At 70.6% G+C, this 16,945-nt stretch carries 10 protein-coding genes and 1 pseudogene; 7 read left to right on the plus strand and 4 right to left on the minus strand.

What is annotated here, in order from left to right:
* Window positions 1-4,827: hypothetical protein (locus ND747_RS06200; protein WP_374216157.1), on the plus strand; the 4,827-nt coding region annotated here is incomplete at its 5' end.
* A gap of 210 nt (window positions 4,828-5,037) precedes the next feature.
* Here ND747_RS06200 and ND747_RS06205 read toward each other — a convergent pair.
* Window positions 5,038-5,580 carry a hypothetical protein gene (locus ND747_RS06205; RefSeq protein WP_251732498.1) on the minus strand — a complete coding sequence of 181 codons (543 nt, stop codon included), beginning with the start codon at window positions 5,578-5,580 and terminating at the stop codon, window positions 5,038-5,040.
* Here ND747_RS06205 and ND747_RS06210 point away from each other — a divergent pair.
* The 6 genes and pseudogenes from ND747_RS06210 to ND747_RS06235 all read left to right on the plus strand — a co-directional run bounded on the left by ND747_RS06210 (window position 5,567) and on the right by ND747_RS06235 (window position 12,393).
* On the plus strand, window positions 5,567-6,613 hold the full coding sequence (locus ND747_RS06210) for an ABC transporter substrate-binding protein (protein ID WP_251732499.1): 1,047 nt from the start codon (window positions 5,567-5,569) through the stop codon (window positions 6,611-6,613). The genes ND747_RS06205 and ND747_RS06210 overlap by 14 nt on opposite strands.
* Before the next feature lie 373 nt (window positions 6,614-6,986).
* The gene (locus ND747_RS06215) at window positions 6,987-8,216 is read left to right on the plus strand and encodes an ABC transporter substrate-binding protein (RefSeq protein WP_251732500.1); all 1,230 of its coding nucleotides are present in this window, start codon (window positions 6,987-6,989) and stop codon (window positions 8,214-8,216) included.
* A 66-nt stretch (window positions 8,217-8,282) separates the two neighbouring features.
* Window positions 8,283-8,837, plus strand: a pseudogene (locus tag ND747_RS06220) (nuclear transport factor 2 family protein); the annotation flags it as partial.
* A gap of 124 nt (window positions 8,838-8,961) precedes the next feature.
* Window positions 8,962-11,052, plus strand: a complete 2,091-nt coding sequence (locus ND747_RS06225; RefSeq protein WP_374216158.1) for an ABC transporter ATP-binding protein — start codon at window positions 8,962-8,964, stop codon at window positions 11,050-11,052.
* A gap of 51 nt (window positions 11,053-11,103) precedes the next feature.
* On the plus strand, window positions 11,104-11,961 hold the full coding sequence (locus tag ND747_RS06230; protein WP_251732502.1) for a DUF72 domain-containing protein: 858 nt from the start codon (window positions 11,104-11,106) through the stop codon (window positions 11,959-11,961).
* Between the two features lie 144 nt (window positions 11,962-12,105).
* Window positions 12,106-12,393: a hypothetical protein gene (locus tag ND747_RS06235; RefSeq protein ID WP_251732503.1), complete on the plus strand. Its 288-nt coding sequence runs from the start codon at window positions 12,106-12,108 to the stop codon at window positions 12,391-12,393.
* On the opposite strand, the gene ND747_RS06240 is transcribed toward ND747_RS06235, so the two are convergent.
* The 3 genes from ND747_RS06240 to ND747_RS06250 form a co-directional block, all read right to left on the minus strand.
* Complete coding sequence (locus ND747_RS06240) at window positions 12,380-13,804, minus strand: glycoside hydrolase family 27 protein (RefSeq protein WP_251732504.1); 1,425 nt, start codon at window positions 13,802-13,804, stop codon at window positions 12,380-12,382. The two genes, ND747_RS06235 and ND747_RS06240, sit on opposite strands and share 14 nt — an antisense overlap.
* Window positions 13,805-13,876: 72 nt before the next feature.
* Window positions 13,877-15,124 carry an NAD(P)/FAD-dependent oxidoreductase gene (locus ND747_RS06245; RefSeq protein WP_251732505.1) on the minus strand — a complete coding sequence of 416 codons (1,248 nt, stop codon included), beginning with the start codon at window positions 15,122-15,124 and terminating at the stop codon, window positions 13,877-13,879.
* Window positions 15,125-15,221: 97 nt separating this feature from the next.
* Window positions 15,222-16,880 carry a carotenoid oxygenase family protein gene (locus ND747_RS06250; protein WP_308204568.1) on the minus strand — a complete coding sequence of 553 codons (1,659 nt, stop codon included), beginning with the start codon at window positions 16,878-16,880 and terminating at the stop codon, window positions 15,222-15,224.
* Window positions 16,881-16,945: the final 65 nt, after the last annotated feature.

Here is a 16,945-nt window from a genome sequence, read left to right on the forward strand (position 1 = left end):
CGGCTGGCCCGCGCGGCGCTCGCCACCCTCGACGGGCTCGTGCGGGTCGCCCGGGCCACCGTGACCGTCTCGTCCTTCGCCCTGCCCGCCGGGCCGGCGTCGGCGTCGGCGGCTGGGCCGTTCGCCGGAATCGAACGGCTGCGCACGGCCAGCGCGGCCCTGCCGACACCGCTGACGCTGCCGGCACTGCCGCGGCTGCCCGTGGGCACCGCCCTCGAACGTGGCCTGACCGTGGACGCCGAGCTCGTCTGCGCCGGCGGCGTCTGGGACGCACTCGCCGTCGTCGTGGAGACCCGGGCCGACACCACGATCGCGATCCGCGCCCGGATCGACCCGGACGATCCAGGTGCCACGCTCCTGCGGGCGTCCCTGGGAGCGTTCACGATCCTGCGCACGATCGTGTTCGACCGCGTCGAGCTGAGCTACCGGGCCCGCGCCGCCGAACGGCTCCATCTGATCTGCACCGGCGGCCTCGCCATCCCCGGTACGGCCACCACCGGTACGGCCACCACCGGTACAGCCACCACCGGTGCCGCCGCCCCCGGAAGCGGCGACGCGGCCGGCGACGGCGGCACCGCGGGAACGTCGCCGTCGACCGGACCCCGGCCCCTGAGCGGCACCGTGGCACTGCGGTTCGCGGGCGAGCTGACCGTCGGTGTGGCGGATGCCACCGGCAGGCTGGCCCTCGTCGGCACCGACGCGCTCACCCGTCCGCTGGGCGTTCCCGGGATCACGCTCACCTCCGTCCGGCTCGACCTCGACTGGGTCAGGACGGACGAGCAGTGGCAGCTGGCCCGGTTCGCGCTGGTCGGAACGGTGGGGATCGGGCAGGTCGGCGGTCTGGTCGGGGCGGTGGAGTTCCGCGGCGGCACGGCGAGTCTGGTCCGGGTGAGTCTGGACCAGCCGGTCGGGCTCACTGATCTGTTCGCCCAGTGCATCGGGGTCGATCCCGATCTCACCGGTCTGCCCGACCTGACGTTGCGTTCCGGCGAACTGTCCTATGCGCCGGCCGCGCTACCGGCCGCCGGCCCCGGCGAACCGGCGGTCGCGGCGGGGCTGCGGCTGGCCGCGACCGTCGAACTGTTCGGCGTCACCTTCGCGTTCGGCGCGGTCGTGCAGGACGGCATCGGAGTCACCGGCACGGTGGGGCTCGCACACCCCCTCGACCTCGGCCTGGTCTCGATCACCGCGCCGAGTGACGCCGCCGCCGGGCCGGTGGCCGCCGTCCAGATCCGTCCGCAGCAGACCACGTTCGATCTCGGCTTCGGCTTCGACCTGTTCGGCCTGCGCCTGCGCGACGGGCAGCTGCGCTACACCCCGGCCACCGCATCCGCTGCGGCGACCTACCAGGGCACCATCACCTACGCCGGCCCGGCCACCCCGGTCGGCGCCGCGTTCACCCTCGGGGTGCAGTGGAGCGAGCCCACCGGGTTCCGCATCACCGACTGGCCGATCGCGCTCGACCTGCCCGAGGTCGACCTCGCCCGTCTGCTGGAGACCCTCGGGTCGGACGATCCGTGCCGTGCCCTGGGTGCGCTGGGCGGACGCACCCTCATCACCGGCAGCTGGCACACCGCCATGCGGGTCTCCCCGCTGCCCGCCGCGGCGTCCACCGACGAACCGGCCGTCGCGCCGTCCACGCCGTCCCCGTCCCCGTCCCCCCACGAGGCGGATGCGGACGAGCCGGACGGGCCGGACGAGCCGGAGCCGGTGGCGGCGCTGGTCGAGGTGGACGTCCGCTATGACGTGTTCGCCGGACTGCCCGGCGGGCCACGGGTGCAGGTGAACCCGGACACGACACCCGTGACGTTCTCGTTCCCCATCACCGCGCCGCGGTCGTTCGCACTCGCGGACCTCGCCACGATGATCATCGATGCCGTGGCCGGCCTGGTCGAGGGGGTCGTCGCGGGGATCCTCGCCGACCCGGCCGCGCTCATGCGGCTCAGCAGCGCGCTGGCGCTCGAACAGCTGTCGAACCGGGCACTGGCGGCACTGATCTGCCGGGGCGACACCAGCCCGCGGCTGCGCGACGAGTACAGCCGGCGCCACCGGTCCGACGATCCGGACGGCCCCGGCGACGACGACCCCGGCTCCGACCCGGACTCGGGGGAGGCGGAACTCGCGAAGGCGGCCGAGAAGCTCGCCGAGGCCGGACAGGCCGCCACCGCGCAGGCGGCGGCGCTGGTCACGGTCGAGGTTGTCGCCGCCGCGGCGGCCGCGGTCAGCTTCTTCTCGTCCCTGCTCGGGGCGCTGGCGCACCTGTTCGGCGCGGAGTCCGACGAGGAGCGGGCCGCCCGGCACCGCCGTGAGCAGGCCCAGCGGATGCGCGAGCAGGCTGACGCGGTGGTGCGGGGCAAGCTTGCCGTCGCCGCGGCGACCATCCGGGCCACCGCGGCCGGACGGGTCCACGTCGACTGGCCGGCGGTGCCCGGCGACGCGGTCGGTTACCTGGTCACAGTCACCTCCGTCGGCCCGGTCACCTCTGTCGGCCCGGTCACCTCCGTCGGCCCGGTCGACCCCACGTCCGGACGGCCCACCGCACCGGTCACCCTTGTCGCCCCCGCACAGCCCGCGGGCGTGCGGACCCGCACACTCGACCTCGTGGACGCCACCGCCCTCGCGGGTGGCCACACGGTGACGGTGCAGGTCAGTGCCACGATCGGGCATCCCACAGATCTGTTCGCCTGGTACGTCGGCGCCGCGACCACGACGACCTACCTCGTCCCCGACTACGCCCCGCGCGCCCTGCACGCCGAACAGGTCGCCGCCGAGCTGCGGATCGCCTGGACGCCCGGTTCGACCCCCCCGACCGCCTGGACCGTCAGCGCCGTCCCCGACCTCCGCGCGGGTTCCGCGACAGCAGGCGCCGATGCCACCGAGACCGGTGCCGGTACCGGTGGGCCGGTGCGCGCGACGCTGCCGGGGACCGCCACGCGGTGGGCAGTGCCGGTGGGGGTGGCAGATGGTCTACCGGTGGACGTGCCCATGGTGGTGACGGTGGCGGCGACCGGCACCGGCTATCCGGTCGACCCGGTGGCCGTCACCGTGCGGCTGCTGCCCGGCGACCCGCCCCAGATCCGGCAGACGTTCTTCGACGCTGCCGCCGGCGCCCTGCGGGTGGCCTGGGACGGCGACCCGGCGACCGCCCCCGCCGGCTTCGCCCTACAGCTGCTCGCCCCCCTCGACGGCGCCGCCACCGACAGCGCGCCCGCCACCGGGCCCATCGACGACCCCGACGCGCCTGGCAGCGGCGGCGGCGAGGTGGCCCGCGGACCGATGTCGATGCCGGCTCTGGCCGACGTGCGCCTGTCCGACCCGAACAACGAGCAGGCCGCGACGATCGAGCATCCGTCGCTCGTGCCGGGATCCGTCGCCTGGGTGCGGGTCGCAGCCGTCTCGCCCGACGGGGACATGCACTGGTCGGTGCCCACCCGGGCGCCGCTGCACGTCCTGCCCGCGCCGGCGATCACCCAGTTCGAGATGTACGGCGAGTCCATGGTTGCCGCCGGTTCGGTCGTCGTGGGGGCAACCGGCTACCAGGTGCAGGTCGTCGACCGCGCCGGGCAACGCCTCGACCCGTCCCCGGAGATCGAGCTGATGGTGCCGGCCGCCACCGACTGGATCCCACCGCACGACGATGACGGCACCCTGCGCCCGCCGGTGTTCGCCTGGGCAGTCATGACCTACAACATCGCCGACGGTGACATCGTGGGCGTCCGGATGCGTTCCACCGACGACACCGGGGCCGGGCCGTGGAGCGATCCCGGGCCGTTCGTCGACCTGGGCACCGGGGCCTACGAGCCGCCGGGCGACGAGGTGGGCCGCAGCGCTCCGGCCGAGCCGGGCAGCCCCACCGACGCAGGCAGCCCCACCGACGCAGACAGCCCCACCGACCCGGGCAGCTCGGGCCGGCCGGCCGGTTCGCTCGCGTGGCTGCGGATCCGGATGCTGCCCGCTCCCACCGCACTGACGGTGATCGACAATCCGGAGTCCACCGACCTGCGCTGGGCTCCGGTACCCGGCGCCACCGGCCACGAGATCATGGTGAGCGCCCTGGACCGCGACGCCCCCGGAGCCCCCGTTCTCGTTCAGATCCCCCTGACCGCATCGACGGACGCGACCGTGCTGCGCGTGCCCGACCTGGCCGCCGGTCACACCTACGAGATCACGGTTCGCGGCACCCTCGGCGGCTCGTCCCGGGCCCGCGGGCAGACCTCGTGGACGACCGTGCGGCGCGCCACGTTCCGGCCACCGCGGATCATCTCGGTGCAGGCCGATCCCAATACCGACACCGTCCTGGTCACCTGGGAGCCGGCCGAGCCGCCGACCCCACGTCAGGTGGTGCGCTGGCGCACCCCGGACGGTGCGCAGCGCACGGTCGGAGCCGAGGAGACGTCGGTGAGCCTGGCACTGTCCGGCCTCGCCGACGACCCCGGCGCGACCGCCGCCGGCCGGCACGAGTTCCAGGTTCGCAGTGCCCCCGAACTCACCGGGGCCCCGCCCGGCACCACGCAGCGGCCCTGGAGCGATCCGCACACCATCGCAGGCCTCGATGCCCCCCTCTCGCCACCCCGGGTGAGCGCGGACGGCAGCACCCTCGTCGTGTCCTGGCAGGCCGACGACGTTCCTGGCGCCGACAGTCGCGGACTCGCCGTGATCGGCGGCGGCGTGACCCGGATCGTCCACGTCCGAACCTCACCGGCCGTCCTGGACACGGACCCCGGCACACCGCAGGACAGCTATGTGGTGCGGCTACGTGCGGAACAGAGCGACGGCACCGCGCTGCCCAGCGGTTGGACGTCCGCGGTCCCCCCGAGCCCGGCGTGAGGACGAACCCGAACTCCCGCGAGGGGGCCGGTGACGAACCTGCCGGGTGCGCTGCCCTTCCGGTCCGCTGGGACCTGCCGGACGGGTAGCGGCGGGAAACATCCGACGCACCGGGGAAAGGCCGACCGGCCTGCGGAGACGGCCGCAATGGCACTGAAGTGCGGCGGCCGGCCAATCTCGCACCCTCCGTATGCGGCCAACCCCCAACCGTCATCGGACCTGCTCGGCCGGTACGCGCACGACGAGAAGCAGCGCCGTGGAGGCCGACATCCTCGGCGAACCACCGCGATCGACGAGGAACGGACCTCCAGGATGTCTCGTCTGGGCGAGCATCTTCAGTGCCTTGCAGGAACAATCCGACATCATGGCCTTATCGCCGGATCCCGCCCTCTCCAGAGCATCGGTGTGGCTGCGGCGAACCGGGTGGCACTGGACCACGCCGTTTCTCCTGCCGTACCGGCCGGCCAGCCCCAGCGGCGATCGGGCCCGCACCCGCTCGAAGCGGCCACCCGTCGATCGGGCCCGGATCGCGCCAAGAAGGGCGTTGCCGGCGAGGTCCCGTGCGCTCCCGGCGTTCCTGGCCGTGCTGCTCTGCCTCGTGTTCGCGGCGGCCTGTGGCAGCAGGCCGAAAGCCGTCGCCGAGACCTGTAACACAGCGGCACAGGGCGTCCTACCGAACAGGATAAGGGTCGGTTTCATCTTCCCGGCGAGCGGGTTACTGGCAACCACATTCGCTGGGGTGCGGGCCGGCATGGGCGCGCGTATCGATGCGGCGAATGCCGCCGGTGGCGTATACGGCCGTCAGATCAGCTACGAATGGGACGACGATCGCGGAAAACTCGAGACCAACAGCTCGATTGCCCGGACCCTGATCGAAGACCGGAAGGTCTTCGCCATCATGGAAACATCTCCGGCCTCGACAGGCGGGGCCTCCTACCTTGCCTCGAACCGGATTCCCGTCGTCGGCATGGCCGCCGAACCGGTGTGGACCCAGTACCGGAACATGTTCTCGTTCACCTACAACCAGAGCGCCCTGAAAACGTCGGAGGCAGTGAACACCTTCGGGAAGTTCACCCGCAGTCAGGGCGGCACCCGGGCGCTCGTCATCTCCGACCCGGTGGGCCTGGGCCTGCCGAACGTCTCGACCCGACAGATGCAGACCAGCCTCGAGTCGGCCGGAATACACGTCAGCCTGGCCAAGGCCGACCAGGACCCCTCCGCCGCCCAGCTGAACGACATCGTTCACGAGATGACCACAGGTCACGTCGACACGCTCGTCGGCGCGTTGACAACCGAGACGTTCGCAAAGATCATCGCGGCTGTGCGCCGGCGCGGGCTGCACCCCAAGGTCCTTCTCTCCGGAGGCCAACCACCCGACGCCGACCTGCTCGCCACGTTTGGTCCGCTGCTGGCCGGCCTGACCACCTACACCAGCCAGCCGCTGGACCCGAGCAACCCGGCCGTGGGTACCTACCAGGCGAACATGCGACGCTACTCCCCCGAGCTCGAGGACTCCAGCCAACTCGTCGCGCTCACCGGTTACATCACCGCCGATCTTCTGATCCGCGGACTGCAGGCGGCCGGCCCCTGTCCGACCCGACAGAGCTTCATCACCGGCCTACGCGCCGTGAAGAACTACACCGCCGGCGGGCTCACCCCGCCCGTCGACTTCGAGGCCGACTTCGGCAAGGTACCGGCCTGCTATCCGTTCACCAGCGTCAACACTCTCGGCAATGGACTAATTACCGTAAGCCAAAATTTTTGTGGTGAACCGATCGGCCGCTAGCTCTCCGCATCGATTCGCCGGATCAACAAACCCCGAAAGACAGAAAGTCCTTCTGGGTCAAATTCCGATTCGCACCTATTTTCCGATTCGCACATCCGATACCTCCAGGGATCCCCGCCCTCCGACCCGCCGACCCGACCCACCCCGTCGGCAACTCGTGGCAGTTTAACGACAACCCAGGGCGACCATTTGCCATCGCCGACCACAAACCATCACTCCGAGAGATCGGCATGAGCCACTCGGTAACCAAAGCATCCCTGGTGGGGTCGCCGATACGGCAGCGCCAACCAGTGGCAATTAATGGTTAGTTCATTGTTCTTCGACAGCTACTATGTCCGCCACCCGCAATCCCACCCCCGGAGAGGGCCTCCAGGTGTCAATCCGTGCACTTTCAGTATTGCCCGTCGCGCTGCTGTGCCTGTCCGCACTGATCGGCTGCAGCACCGACTCGGCCACCTCGGCCGCGGACTGCAACGGACCTGGGGTGTCCCCGAGCGGGGTCAAGGTCGGACTCATATATCCGGATACAGGACCACTTGCCCCGATATTTCAGGCAACGCGCTCGGGGCTGAACGCCCGGCTCGGCGTGGCGAACGCCGCCGGCGGTGTGAACGGCCGCACGATCAGCTACGAGTGGGCCGACGACCGGGGACGGGCGGACACCAACAGCGTGGTCAGCCGCGACCTGGTGGACAACCGGAACAGCTTCGCCATCCTCGAGTCGACCGCCACCTCGTCCGGCGGGGCCGGCTTCCTGGCCTCCCGGGGGATTCCGGTGATCGGCGTCGCCGCGGAGCCCGTGTGGGCGCAGTACCGGAACATGTTCACCTACAGCTACTCCCAGGGGACCGTCAACTCGACGGACACGATCACCACCTTCGGGAAGTTCGCCCGGCAGTCCGGGGGAACACGGGCCCTCGTCGTCGTCGATCCGGCCGGCATCGGCGTCTCCGACCAGACGTCCCGCCAGCTCCAGGGCAGCTTCGAGTCGGTCGGCCTTCCGGTGAGTACGGCGCCAGCCGATGAGACGCCGACCCAGAACCAGATCGACGAGATCGTCCGGAAAGTGGCCGCGGACAAGGTGGACACGCTGGTCAGCGCACTGTCCATCGACAGCTTCGCCAAGATCGTCGCCGCGGTGCGGCATAGCGGCGCCAGTCCGAGGCTCATCCTCAGCAGCAGTCAGGCCCCCAGCTCCCAGCTCCTGCAGGAGTACGGTTCGCTGCTGTCCGGGCTGACCGTCTACACCGCCCAGGCGATCGATCCGACCTCACCTGGCTTCACCGCCTACCGGGACGCCATGGCCCGGTACTCTCCCGACCAGCAGGATACGAGCGAGACTCTCGCGCGGGTCGGCTACATCATCGGCGACATGCTGGTTCGCGGTCTGCAGGAGGCCGGTCCCTGCCCCACCCGGGCGGCCTTCATCACCCACCTGCGCGCGGTGAAGGACTACAGTGCCGGTGGCCTGATCACGCCCATCGACTTCGACCAGGACTTCGGAAAGCTCCCCATCTGTTACCCGTTCACCACGGTCAACGCCGCCGGCAACGGCATGATCACCACCGCGGCCAACTTCTGCGGGGAACGCGTCAGCTCCTGAGCCCTGCCTGCCTGCCCGGTCGTAGTCGTCGCGCCTGCGCCGGGCGGGCACTACGCTGCGCGGACTATGGAGCTGTGGGAGCTGGTCGCGCGGGAGCGCATCCGCGACTCGCTGGTGCGCTACAGCTGGTCCGGCGACGCGTTGCGCCTGGCCGAGCTCGCGCTGGCCTTCTGCGAGGACGGCGAGCTCGAACTGCGCGGCCACGCGCCCCTGCGCGGCCGGCAGGCGATCGTCGCCTTCCTCGGTGGCACCGCCTTTCTCGGTGGCACTGCCTTTCTCGGTGGCACCGCCGCTGGCGCACGGCCGGCTTCTTCTCCGCCGCCATTTTCTCCGCCGCCATTGACCCTGCCGGCGCGCGCCGATCCCGCGACGTCGGTGGTTCCACCGCCCGGCGGAGCCGGCGCGGGCGGGCGGCGGATCGTGCGGCACAACCTGACGAACACCCGGTTCCTCGAGCTCACCGCGACCGAGGCCCGGGTGGCAACCTATTTCACCGTGGTCACCGAGATCGGCCTGGATCATTATGGCCGTTACCGGGACACCTTCGTCCCGGTAGGCGACGAGTGGCTGATCCGCCACCGGTTCGTCTCGACGGACTGGCATGCGCCGAACTCGACGATGGTCGCCCGACCAGGCGGAATTCCGGGCTCCGACAATCCGGGTGAACCATCGGCCAGCGCAACGCAGGTCGCGAATCCCGGCGGATGACGGGGTCTGCCCGGCCATCGGCGCGCACCCTGGATCGGTGGACGGTAGCCCAGACCGCACAGCAGCCGTACCGGACCGGCTCGGCGGCACGTCCGGCACCCCGACCACCCCGACCACCCCGAATGCCACGGCGGCCCCGACTGCCACGGCCGCCCCGACCACCATGGCGCCTGATCCGGTCCTGACCTACGGGCAGGATGACGGCGACTCCACCGGCGCGTGGACCAAGCACATGCGCACGATGGAACACACCGGCGTGCGCACCATGGCCCGTCAGCTTCCGGGGCTGCTGCGGCTGTCATGGTCGCTGGCCTTCGAGGCCGACCGGGCCGGCTTGATCGCGCTGGTCACGGTGCGGGTCGTGGTGGGGCTGCTGGAGGCGGTGGGTCTGCTCGCCGTGGCCGGGGCGCTGACCGGCCTGCTTTCCCAGGGGCCGACGCCGGACCGGTTGCGGGCAGCTCTGCCGGCGATGGCGCTCGTCGTCGGCGCCGGGGCGCTGCGCACCGCCCTGTCCCTGGTGGAGAACCTGCTGCGCAGCCGGTTCGGACCGCGTATCGACCGGGTCTGCACCGTGCGCCTACTCGACCTTGCCACCCGTACGTCCGTGATGGCCTTCGACGATCCCCGGTTCGTCGATGACCTGGAGGCCGCCGAGCGGGGTGCGGCGGGCGGGCGCCAGCTCGTCGACAATGTCGTGGACGTGTTCACCGCGGCGGTGCGGATGGTCGTCGCCGGCGGTGTGCTCGGCGTTCTGCACCCGCTGCTGCTGCCGCTGCTGGTGTTGTCCACCGTGCCGGACGGCTGGGCGACCGCCCGGTCGGCCCGGCTGCGGTACACCTCCTGGCTCGGCCGGATCCGCCAGGTCCGGCGGCAGTACATGCTTCAGCACCACCTGAGTGACCGGGAGTGCGCCGCGGAGATCCGCTCGTTCGGGCTGGGCGGATTCCTGCTCGACGAGTACACCCGCCTTGCCCGCGACTACGAGGCCGAGCAGCTGCGGGTCGGCCGCGGCCAGGCCCGCTACCGACTCATCGGCGAGAGCGTCGCCGGCCTCGCGCTCGGCGCCACCTACGTCGTGCTCATCCTGCTGCTGGATCACGGGGTGATGCCGCTGGCCGCCGCCGGCACCGCGGTGCTCGCGATCCGCACCGGCCGCAGCGCCCTGGAATCGGCGCTGTCAAGCCTTACCGAGGCGTACGAGAACTTCCTGTACTTCGCCGAGTACCGCTCGTGGATGCAGGAGGCGGCCCGCCGGATTCCCGAGCAGCGCACCGCCCACGCGCCGGCGGATCCGGATGTCATCCGGGTTGAGAACGCCTCGTACACCTATCCGCACACCGACACCGTCGCCCTGCGCGAGGTGTCGGTGGAGCTGCGCCGCGGGCAGGTGGTGGCCTTCGTCGGGGTGAACGGCAGCGGCAAGTCCACGCTGGCGAAGATCCTCGCCGGCCTGTACGCCCCGGATTCCGGTCGGGTCTGCTGGGACGACGTCGACCTCGCCGGCGTCGACCCGGACAGCGTCCGCGACCGGATCGGCCTCGTTCCCCAGTCGTACACGCGCTGGCCGATGTCCGCCCGGATGAACATCGCCGTCGGCCGGGTCAGCCGTCTGGCCGCCGAAGGGCCTGACAGCGTCGTCGCCGCCGCGGTCGCCACCGGCGCGGACGAGGTGATCAACCGGCTACCATACGCATACAACACCTCGCTCGCCCGGCAGTACAACTCCGGTCACGACCTGTCCGGTGGACAGTGGCAGCGAATCGCCTGCGCCCGCGCCGTCTACCGGAACGCCCCGTTCATCATTGCCGACGAGCCGTCCGCGGCCCTCGACGCCCGCGCCGAGCAGGCGCTGTTCGACCTGCTCGGCACCCTTGGCCGCGACCGCATCGTCCTGCTCATCACCCACCGCCTGGCCAGCGTCCGCAGGGCCGACCGCATCTACGTTCTCGACGACGGTCAGATCGTCGAGAACGGCACCCACTCCGAGCTGATGGACCGGCCCGGTATCTACCGCGACCTGTTCACCCTGCAGGCCCGCCAGTTCGTCGACCTCGACGACGCCGCCGATGCCGCCGATGCCGGGTCGCCAGCCGCCCCCGCTGTGCCGACCATGGTCCGCCAGCGGTAGCGTCACACTCGCCCGCCCCTGGCCTGCGCACACTGGAGGATGCTGTACCCGATGCGGCTGCATGTCGGCGCCGCGATGTGGGCGCACGCCTCGTGGAACGGGCGGTTCCTCCCCCATCCACTGCCCGCCACCGAGCGGCTGCGTCACTACGCGAGCTGGTGCACGGCGGTCGAGGGCAACACCACCTTCTACGCCACCCCGAGTGCGGACACCGTGCGTTCCTGGGCCGGCCAGACCGACCCGGACTTCCGCTTCGCGCTAAAACTGCCGAAAACAATCACCCATGACCGGCGCCTGACGGACGTCGACGTTCCGCTGCGCGCCTTTCTCGACGCCGTGGAACCACTCGGTTCCCGGATAGAAGCGCTGTGGCTGCAGTTTCCCCCCGCGTTCACCCCGTATGATGTGCCGGCACTCGCGACTTTTCTGCGCCGCCTCCCGCCGACGCACCGGTATGCCGTCGAGGTCCGGCATCCGGCCTTCTTCGCGGACCCGGAGGCGGCGCACGTGCTGGAACGGGCGTTGCTGAGCGTCGGCGCCGAATGGATTCCGTTCGACACCACCGTGTTCTTCGCCAGCCCACCGACCAGCGATGCCGAACGTGACGCCTGGACGAAGAAGCCGCGGGTGCCACGGCGCACCCACGCGCTCACCGACCGCCCGATCATCCGTTACCTCGGCCGTGACGACCCGGCCCGCACCGCCGAGGGCTGGCAGCCCTGGGCCGACATCTGCGCCGATTGGCTGCGGGAGAACCGCTCCCCCACCGTCTTCGTCCACACCCCGGACAACGCGGATGCACCGCAGCTGGCCCGCCAGTTCCACGACGACGTCCGCGCCCGCGTCCCCCACCTCGATCTCGCCCCGTTGCCCACCCCCCTGCCCGCCGGACCCCCCGCCCTGTTCTAACTGCCGTGTTCCGCATTCCGGCTGTCGCGTTCCGGCATCCCGCCGCTCTCGATCCAGGCCAGAGCGACACGGGAACGAAACTGTTCACCCGAGCTCCAGGTCACGGGGGACACCCTCGCCCTCATCGGGCGCGTCGCCGCGGACATGATGATTCGTGGTCTGCGGGCGGCCGGGCCGTACCCGACCCGAGCGGGTTTCATCACCGGCCTGCGTGCGGTGAAGGGGTACACCGCCGGTGGCCTGACGCCGCCCGTCACCTTCGAGCAGGATTTCGGGAAGCCCTCGGTCTGCTACCCGCTCATCGGGATCAACGCCACAGGTACCGGAGTAGATGCCATCAGCAACAGCTTCTGCGATGAGCACCTCGGCAACCGGCACCTCGGCAACCGGCACCTCGGCAACCGAGGTCCGTCCGCTCTCACCTGGCGGTGAGGGCCGTCGGGGTGAGGCGCAGCAGGGCCGCCGCGTGTGGCGCGAGGGTCACCGACAGGGTCGGGAGCGCGGCGGTGGACGGGGCGGCCCGTCCCGTCCACAGGTCCGTGATCTGGTAGCCGCCCGGGTGGGCCGCCAGCGCGAGGTGAGTGCCGGTGATGCGCGCAGCGCGGCCGCTGTCCCCCCGGTTGACGACCAGCACGGCCGTGTCGCCACCGGCAAGCTGCCTCGTCCACACCGCCAGTCCGTCCGACAGCCCGGTACCGCTGCTTCCGGTGTCGGCGCGTCGGACTGCCGGTGCGCCGAGCGGATCCTGGTCAACGGCGAGCACCGCCCGGTTCGTCAGGACGGCTCGGGTCGCCGGGCTCATCGCGGTCAGGTCGTTGCCGGCGATCAGCGGGGAGGCGAACATCGACCAGACGCCGAGTTCCGTGCGGGCCTCGGTGTCGTCGAGCTGGTTCGACAGTCGTCCGGTGGCCAGGCTCGCGAGGTTCTCGACGTCCGGATTGACGGCGTTCGGGGTGAGGCCGACCGTGAGCATGTCGAGGTCGTTCCAGTGCCCGGGCCCACCGGCGGAGAACCAGGCCGCGGTGCGGTCGAGGTTGTCGGACAGGCACACACCCGGGTAGTAGTCCATCGGCAGAACGGTCGCCCAGCAGGGCGCGTGGTCGTTGGTGACCCGCCACAGGTTGGCCACCGAGGAGGCCCACCGCCAGGCCTGCTCCCCGGCCGGGTCACCCGATGACGGGTTGATGCTGTAGACGATCGGGCGGCCGGTGGCATCGAGGGCGTTGCGCATCCGGGTGAAGCCGGCAACGAGCCAGGCCTGTGCGTCGGTACCGGCGGGATGCAGGGTCGGGTAGCTGCACGCGTCGTACTTGAGGTAGTCGACGCCCCAGCTCGCGAAGGTGGCGGCGTCCTGTGCCTCGTGGCCGTAGCTGCCCGCTCGCCCCTGGCAGGTGGTGACGCCTGGCGACTCGTAGATGCCGAGCTTCAGACCGCGGCCGTGCACGTAGCGGGCGAGCGCGGCGATGCCCTCGGGGAACCGGTCCGGATCGGCGACGAGAGCACCGTGCTCGTCGCGGGCCGTCGTCATCCAGCCGTCGTCGATGGTCACGTAGCGGTAACCGGCGTTACGCATGCCGGTGCGCACCAGTGCGTCGGCCGCCGCCCGGATGTCGGCTGCGCTCACGGCAGCGCCACGCAGGTTCCAGCTGTTCCAGCCCATCGGCGGGGTGCGGGCAAGCCTCGCCGACACCTCCCGGTGCGCCGGGATACCCACGCGGACCGCGGTGCCGTACCCATCGCCGCCGAGCCCCAGGACGACCAGCAGCAGGACCAGTACCAGCGCCGAGCCGAGCCCGCCCCGAACCCTGGCTCTCCGCCTCTCCCCGGCCCCGTCGTCGATCACGGGCCCATCCTGACAGCCGAACCTGTGCGTTCCCCTTGCACGGAATCCGGCAGTGAGGGAGATCCGGACCGGTCAGGGAGATTCGGTGGGAACTGACAGCAGCCGGTCGGCAAGGGGCGTGCCGACCTCCTCGTAGAGTTCGGCGAGGTTTCGCGGGTCGAAGAACTCCTCGCTCGGATATCCGCCGCCCGCCATCGTGAAGAACCGCCGCTGGAACCGCGGGCTGTGGCGGAGCGCGCCCAGTACGGCGGTGAACAACGGGGGCAGTGTCAGGGCGGACAGCGCGACGGTCATGGTGAACACGCCAGCGCTGTCGCGGTCACGGTGCCGGGCGTAGTCGGCGACGGCATCGTCGATCGGGGCGGCGCCGGACAGGCCACGATGCAGCTGTTCGGCGAGCAGTTCCGCGTACACGAAGGCGTCCGTGATGCCCCTGGCCGTCAGCGGATCCTTGTGATAGCCGGCATCGCCGACGAGGGCCCACCCCGGACCATGCGACTGACGATAGAAGTTGTCCGCGTACTGCAGGGCGCGGAACGACTCCTCCCGGCGGCCGTGGGAACGCAGGTCCGCGCCGAGATCGGGCCGCACATGGTCGATCACGGCCTGGAACGAGCCCTCGGCATCCGCCCGAAACTGCCGGTAGGCGTCCTTCTTGCGCATGGCGACGATCATCGTCAGGCCGTCGTGGGTCCGGCAGGTCGCGAACTGCTGTTCGTCCCGGGTCCGGTTCTGGTAGTCCCAGTCGAGACCGGAGAAGTAGGAGTAGTAGACGAACCCGGCTGCCGGAACGGTTCGGTAGACGGTGGCACTGACCTTTCCCGCAACGGTGGAGTTCACCCCGTCGGCACCGACGACGAACCGGGCCTGGAACTCCCGTTCGACGCCGTCGGCCGTCCTGGCCCGGATTCCACCCGCGCGGCCGTCCGCGGTGAACAGCACGTCCTCGACGGCACACCGCTCGATGACCTCGGCGCCCGCCTGGCGCGCCGCGTCGACGAGCAGCGCGTCGAGAACGGTGCGCCGCGGGCAGTAGACCTCGGTGATCCCCTCGATCGGGTCCGCGAATCCCCCGACCTCCAGATCACCGTTGGAGAAGTACATGTGCCGCAGCGGCGGAACGCCGGTGGCCCGCAGACGGTCGAGTAGTCCCCAGTCCTTCAGCCGGGCGAGCCCGGCCTGGTGAATCAGATGGGTTGACACCGTGTCGCTGGGAAACTGCGCGCGGTCGACGACCAGCACCCGATATCCGCGCCGGGCCAGCAGCATCGCCACGGGCGACCCGGCGCATCGCGCTCCGACCACGATAACGTCGTACACGGCGTGTTCCTCCCGGTGCCGGATGATGGACAGGGCTTGGGTCGGTCGTTCCGTGCGGGCGGGTTGGCGTGTTCCGGCGACGCGTTCGGGATGATTTTCAGGAAAACCGGTCGAGAACCGCGCCGACGACGTCCCGCACCGGCGTCGGCATCTCCCGCCAGGCGTTCCCGATGTCATCGGAATACGACCGCCGGTACGGTGCGCCCGCCGAACCCGCCGGGTGCAGGTGCGGCAGGTAGAGCGAGTGGAACTGGACGGACAGTTTGAGCCCCGGCGCCGAGGCGACGGCCACCGGGCCGGATCCCAGGGACAGCGCGTCGAAAAGCTGCAGTTCGGTCCGGTCGGTGTGGTGGACGACGATCGCCACCCAGCCGGGCCCGCCGCCGACGGCGTCGGGAACGTACACCGGCGACTCTCCGGCGGTACCCGAGGGAAACGACCAGGCACAGGTCGGTGTCATCGTTTCCAGATCGAGGCAGACCAGAGACGACGGTATCTCCTGGGTGGGCAACTGCTCGATCGGCACGCACCGATACGGATGATCACGATAGAGGTCGACGACCTGGCTGACGAGCATGCCCGGGTCGCAACCCCAGTAGGCCTGCCACAGGTATCGGCCGTGTTCGAGCGCCGGGACGCGCATGTCCCGGCCGTAGAGCAGAGTGGCCCAGTGCCGGTCAGGGTCGAGGAAAAGCCGGCTGTCGCGGACCTCTCCCGTGCGCCCGTCCAGGACGTAGCGGCCCACCGGCGACGCGTCCACCGGCGCAGACACGAATCCGCGCAATCCCTTCGCGATCGGCTCATCCGCGGGCCAGACACGGTCGGTGTCGCGCAGCGAGTAGTTCAGATCCCACCCGTTGGAATGTGCCAGGTAGAGCGTGACGTCGTCGCCGTCCTGCCGGTAGTCGGCGAAATGGTGAAACGACTCCCGCGGCGCCCGCGCGTGGGTGACGGGAACGGCGCGGCCCCGCCTCTCCCGGGTGAGATCGCGTTTGGCGACCAGGTAGATGTCGGTGAACGGCAGGTGGGGTCTGGTGCGGTTGCGCCCGGCGATGCTGCCCGGCTCGGGCTGGAAACCGATCTCGGTGAAGATGACGTAGTCCTCGGTGACCGTCACCTCGTGCACGCCCTGCACCAGGTGCGCGCCGGGCACGTACCAGGTGTCGATGTCGCCGTGGCCGTCCCAGCGGACCACCCACAGCGGCCCCTCCACGTCGGTGCGGGAGGTGCCCCGGGGCTGCAGGTGGGTGTTGCACCACCACAGGCAGCCCTCGTCGAGGTCCTCGACGGGGTGGGCGGCGGTCCGCACGCCCGGCCACAGGGGATGCTCGACCACCTGCGGATATTCTCCGACGCCACCGAGAAAGGAGGTGAACGCGAACGTCGCCGGGTCGACCTCGACCGGGCGCTGGCTCAGCCCCGTGAGCAGCAGCCGATCACCGAAGGAGTGCGGCGCGACATTCGTCAGCGCCGGCCGCGACGCGGCCATAAGCGACGACACCTCCGCCGGGGGCAACGTCCCGTTGAGCCCCGCGAGAATGGCCAGGTCGGGAGTGACCACCCGACGGGTGCGCCAGTGCCGACTCGCCAGGTCGATATGAGTGAGAACACCAGGCCCGGCAAACATGAAATCGATCGCCGTCGGCTGCGCGGGTCCGATGAGCAGCGCGTGGCCGGAAATACCCTCCGGCCACGACCCGGCAGTTACCGTCAGGTCGACGTCATGTTCCACGCTCGGCTCGAGAAGATGATGCAAGGCGTGGTCCATATCGGAAAAATAACACCACCGACCATCAGGAGGGAGACAATTGAAAAACGACA

It is taken from the genome of Frankia sp. R82 (assembly GCF_023716925.1).
Classification (GTDB): Bacteria; Actinomycetota; Actinomycetes; order Frankiales; family Frankiaceae; genus Frankia.

What these genes read in the sequence shown, in the direction of transcription:
- ND747_RS06205 (WP_251732498.1), bottom strand. Translation starts at nt 5,580, where the DNA reads ATGCCGGCCCGCACCCCAGCGAATGTGGTTGCCAGTAACCCGCTCGCC.
- ND747_RS06235 (WP_251732503.1), top strand. Translation starts at nt 12,106, where the DNA reads ATGATGATTCGTGGTCTGCGGGCGGCCGGGCCGTACCCGACCCGAGCG.
- ND747_RS06230 (WP_251732502.1), top strand. Translation starts at nt 11,104, where the DNA reads ATGCGGCTGCATGTCGGCGCCGCGATGTGGGCGCACGCCTCGTGGAAC.